This is a genomic window from Streptomyces sp. FH025 (assembly GCF_017427025.1).
Classification (GTDB): Bacteria; Actinomycetota; Actinomycetes; order Streptomycetales; family Streptomycetaceae; genus Kitasatospora.
Map to the genome: position 1 here is coordinate 1 of NZ_JAFLNG010000747.1, position 3598 is coordinate 3598.

The 3598-nt window shown below is 75.6% G+C and carries 3 protein-coding genes; 2 read left to right on the forward strand and 1 reads right to left on the reverse strand.

What is annotated here, in order from left to right:
- A partial coding sequence (locus tag J0670_RS33165; protein WP_207815885.1) for a hypothetical protein occupies positions 1-1618 on the forward strand: 1618 nt, incomplete at its 5' end.
- Positions 1618-2979, forward strand: a complete 1362-nt coding sequence (locus tag J0670_RS33170; RefSeq protein ID WP_207815886.1) for an AAA domain-containing protein — start codon at positions 1618-1620, stop codon at positions 2977-2979. The genes J0670_RS33165 and J0670_RS33170, both read left to right, overlap by 1 nt.
- Before the next feature lie 25 nt (positions 2980-3004).
- Here the strand turns inward: J0670_RS33170 and J0670_RS33175 are convergent, their stop codons facing one another.
- Positions 3005-3331, reverse strand: coding sequence for a hypothetical protein (locus J0670_RS33175; RefSeq protein WP_207815888.1), 327 nt, complete (start codon positions 3329-3331; stop codon positions 3005-3007).
- Between the last annotated feature and the right edge of the window lie 267 nt (positions 3332-3598).

Sequence of the window (3598 nt, forward strand, 5' to 3'; positions counted from 1 at the left end):
CCTCGCCCGGCTGGAGGCCGTCCGCAGCGGGCGGGCCGAGCCGCTGGCGACCGTCCGGCACCGGCACCTGTCGGAGCGCCCGATGGTCGTCGTCCCGCTGACCGCCGCCGGCGAGTCCGGCGCGCCGCTGGCCGTGATGCTGGGCACCGACCGGGACGCGCCCCGGCTGCACCTGGTGCCGCAGCCGCTCAACCGCACCCTGCGCTTCGACTTCCTGGCCGAGCTGGCCGCCGATCTGCTGCCCTACCTGGAGTCCTTCGGCGAGGACGTCGAGCAGATCGAGGGTTCCGAGAAGGACCCGGAGACCGGCGAGAAGACCCAGGTGTTCCGCGAGCTGTGCGCCGACGCGCCGCAGCTGATCGTGCCGAACGGCGCCGGGGTGCACCACCTCGCGCTGATCGGCCGCTCGACCCGCTTCCGCCGCACCGCCGAGGACGCCGATCCGGGCCCGTTCCCGGCGCCGCTGCGGGTGCCGCTGCTCGGCCGCTGGCTGACCCACCTCACCGACCGTGCCCAGGTGCCCGGCTCCAGCCTGCTGCTGCCGATGACCGGTCTGCTCGCCCGGCACTGGGCCACCGGCCAGAGCCACCTGGAGGACCAGCACCTGGCCGCCCGGCTCGCCTGGCACGATCCGCCGGAGGGCCTGGGCGGCGCCCGGGCGGCCGAGCTGGTCGAGACCGGGCGGGACGAGCACGGGCAGCTGCTGCACCCGCCGGCCGGTCCGACCACCGATCCGCGCTTCGACGAGTTCGTGCTGGCCCCGGCGATCGCGCGCTACGACACCGCGGTGGCCGCCCTGCGGCACGCCGCCGAGCAGCGGGACGAGGCCGCCGCCGAGCGCGCCCGGGCGGCCGTCCGCTCCGCGGTCGAGCAGCTGGAGCAGGCGCTGGCCGCCGTCCTGCTGCCCACCTGGCACGACGTCTGGCGCGGCCTGGACCTGCTGCGCGCCCTGCCGCCGGCCGGCCACCTGGAGGAACGCTGGACCGGCGACCGCTGGTCCTACACCGGCCACCGGGACCGCCTGGCGGCCGGAGAGCCCCCGCAGCCCCGGCAGGACGACGCCGTCACCGCCGCCCGCAAGCTCGCCCAGCGCGAGCGTGAGCAGGCCAGGCTGGACGTCCAGGAGGCGCTGGACGACCCGCTGGCGATGGCCGAACACCGGCTGGCCGGCGAGGCGTTCGCGGGCGTGGTGACCGACGTGGTCCTGGAGTACGACACCACCGGCCGCTCCCCCAAGCCCCGCCCGCTGGTCACCCTGCACACCGCCGACCGCCCGCATGCCGACCTCGGTCGGGAGGTGCACCGGGTATGGGGGTCTCCCCGGCCGAAGGCTGGGGGAGGGCCGTCGGCACAGAAGGCCGAGATCGTGGCCGTCGACCCGGCCGAGGGCACCGTCACCGTTCGGGTGCTGTCCGGCATGGGCCGCAGGAAGGAGCCGGAACCGGGAAGCCTGCCCGAGCCGGGCGAGCCGGTCACCTTCACGCTGTTCGAGTTGACGGTCCGCCAGTCCGCGCCGCTGCCCGAACCGGACGACACCCCGTGGACCCACGGCGGCCCGCCCGGTGCCGCGCCCGTACCCGCCGCGTCCGCCGCGTCCGCCGCCGAGGAGTGGGAGTGATGACCGAGTCGATCAGCGACCAGTCCCCGGGTGCGGCGGCCGACGCCGCCGTGGCCCGGATCCTGGCGGCCACCGTGCACCCGCCGGCCGGCGCCCCGCGCGGCGTGGTGGTGGACTCCCCGCCCGGCGCCGGGAAGTCCACCCTGGTGGTGCGGGCCGCCCGCGAACTGGTCGGGGCCGGCGAGCGGCTGATGATCGTCGCCCAGACCAACGGCCAGGTGGACGACCTGGTCGGCCGACTGGCCGAGAAGGCGCCGGAGCTGACGATCGGCCGGCTGCACGCCACGGACTCCCGGCCCGGCCCCGAGGTGCTGAAGCACGCCAACGTCACGCCCTCCGACAAGGTCGCCGACCTGGTCGAGCACGACGTGGTGATCTCCACCTCCGCCAAGTGGCAGTGGGTGCGGGCCGAGGCGCCGTGGCGGCACGCGATCGTCGACGAGGCGTACCAGATGCGCTCGGACGCCCTGCTCGCGGTGGCCAGGCTGTTCGAACGGGCGCTGTTCGTCGGCGACCCGGGCCAGCTGGACCCGTTCACCGTGGTCGGCACCGAGCAGTGGGCCGGGCTGTCGTACGACCCTTCGGGCAGCGCAGTGGTGACCATGCTGGCGCACAACCCGCAGATCGAACCGCACCGGCTGCCGGTCTCCTGGCGACTGCCCGCCAGCGCGGCACCGCTGATCTCACGGGCGTTCTACCCGTACACGCCGTTCCGCTCCGGAACCGGCCCGGCGGACCGCCGGCTGACCGCCGCCGTCCGCCCGGACGGTTCGGCGCTGGACGCCGTGATCGACCGGGCCGCCGAGCACGGCTGGGCGCTGCTGGAGCTGCCCGCCCGGCACACCGTGCGGACCGACCCGCAGGCGGTGGCAGCCGTGGCGGCCACCGTCCGGCGGCTGCTGGACCGCGGGCTGACGTCGCACTCCGAGCAGGGCGAGGCCCCGCTCACCGCGGACCGGATCGCCGTGGGCACCGCGCACCGGGACCAGGCGGCGGCCGTCCGGGCGGCCCTGCTCAAGGCGGGCGTGCCGGTGGACGGCACGGTCGGTCCGGCCGTCACGGTGGACACCGCCAACCGGCTGCAGGGCCGGGAGTACGACGTCACCGTGGTGCTGCACCCGCTGTCCGGGCGCCCGGACGCGACCGCCTTCCACCTGGAGACCGGCCGGCTCTGCGTGCTCGCCTCCCGGCACCGGCACGCCTGCATCGTGGTGGCCCGGGCCGGGATCGCCGAGCTGCTGGACGAGCACCCGTCCACCGAGCCGGTCCAGTTGGGCGTCCCGGTGGCCTTCCCGGACGGCTGGGAGGCCAACCACCAGGTGCTCGACCACCTGAGCGGCCACCGGGTCCACCTGCGGTAGGCGTCGTCGGTCCTCGGCCTCGCCGTCAGTCCTCGGTCTCGCAGACCGCGGAGGCCACCACGGACCCGTGCGCGGCCTGGGCGCTCCAACCGGTCGCGTCGGCCGTCGGACCGCTGGCGCGCACCGGCCCGTCCGCGTCGGGCTGGAGCCGGTACCCGCCGCCGGTGAGGTGGGTGCCGGACGGGCAGGTCGCCGTCGAGACGCCGCCCGGGCCGCTCGGCGGGCCGGTGACCACCTGGGCCGTCTCGGCGGCGAAGGCCGGTCGCGGCGCGGCGGTCGGCGCGAGGAGGGCGGCGGCCAGGACGGTGGCGGCCAACAGGACGCCGGCGGAGAGGACCTTCCATACGGACATGGGCGTACTCCTTGGTTCGAGTCGGGTCGATTTCGTTCGAGCTGCTTCAAGCTGTTTCAGGCCGTTTCAAGCCGCTTCGAGACGGTTTGAGACGGTTTGAGACGGTTCGAGCTGCTTCGAAGGGCGGATTCCGGGGTGACCGGTACGCCAGGACAACCGGTTCGCATGCGATCCGGATGTCCGGCGCCCGGGTCACACCCCCGGCGCGCGTCGGGGGAATAGCGCCCGCGCACGCACCGTTCCGCTACCGGCCGCCCCCGCGAGACA

What these genes read in the sequence shown, in the direction of transcription:
- J0670_RS33175 (WP_207815888.1), bottom strand. Translation starts at nt 3,331, where the DNA reads ATGTCCGTATGGAAGGTCCTCTCCGCCGGCGTCCTGTTGGCCGCCACC.
- J0670_RS33170 (WP_207815886.1), top strand. Translation starts at nt 1,618, where the DNA reads ATGACCGAGTCGATCAGCGACCAGTCCCCGGGTGCGGCGGCCGACGCC.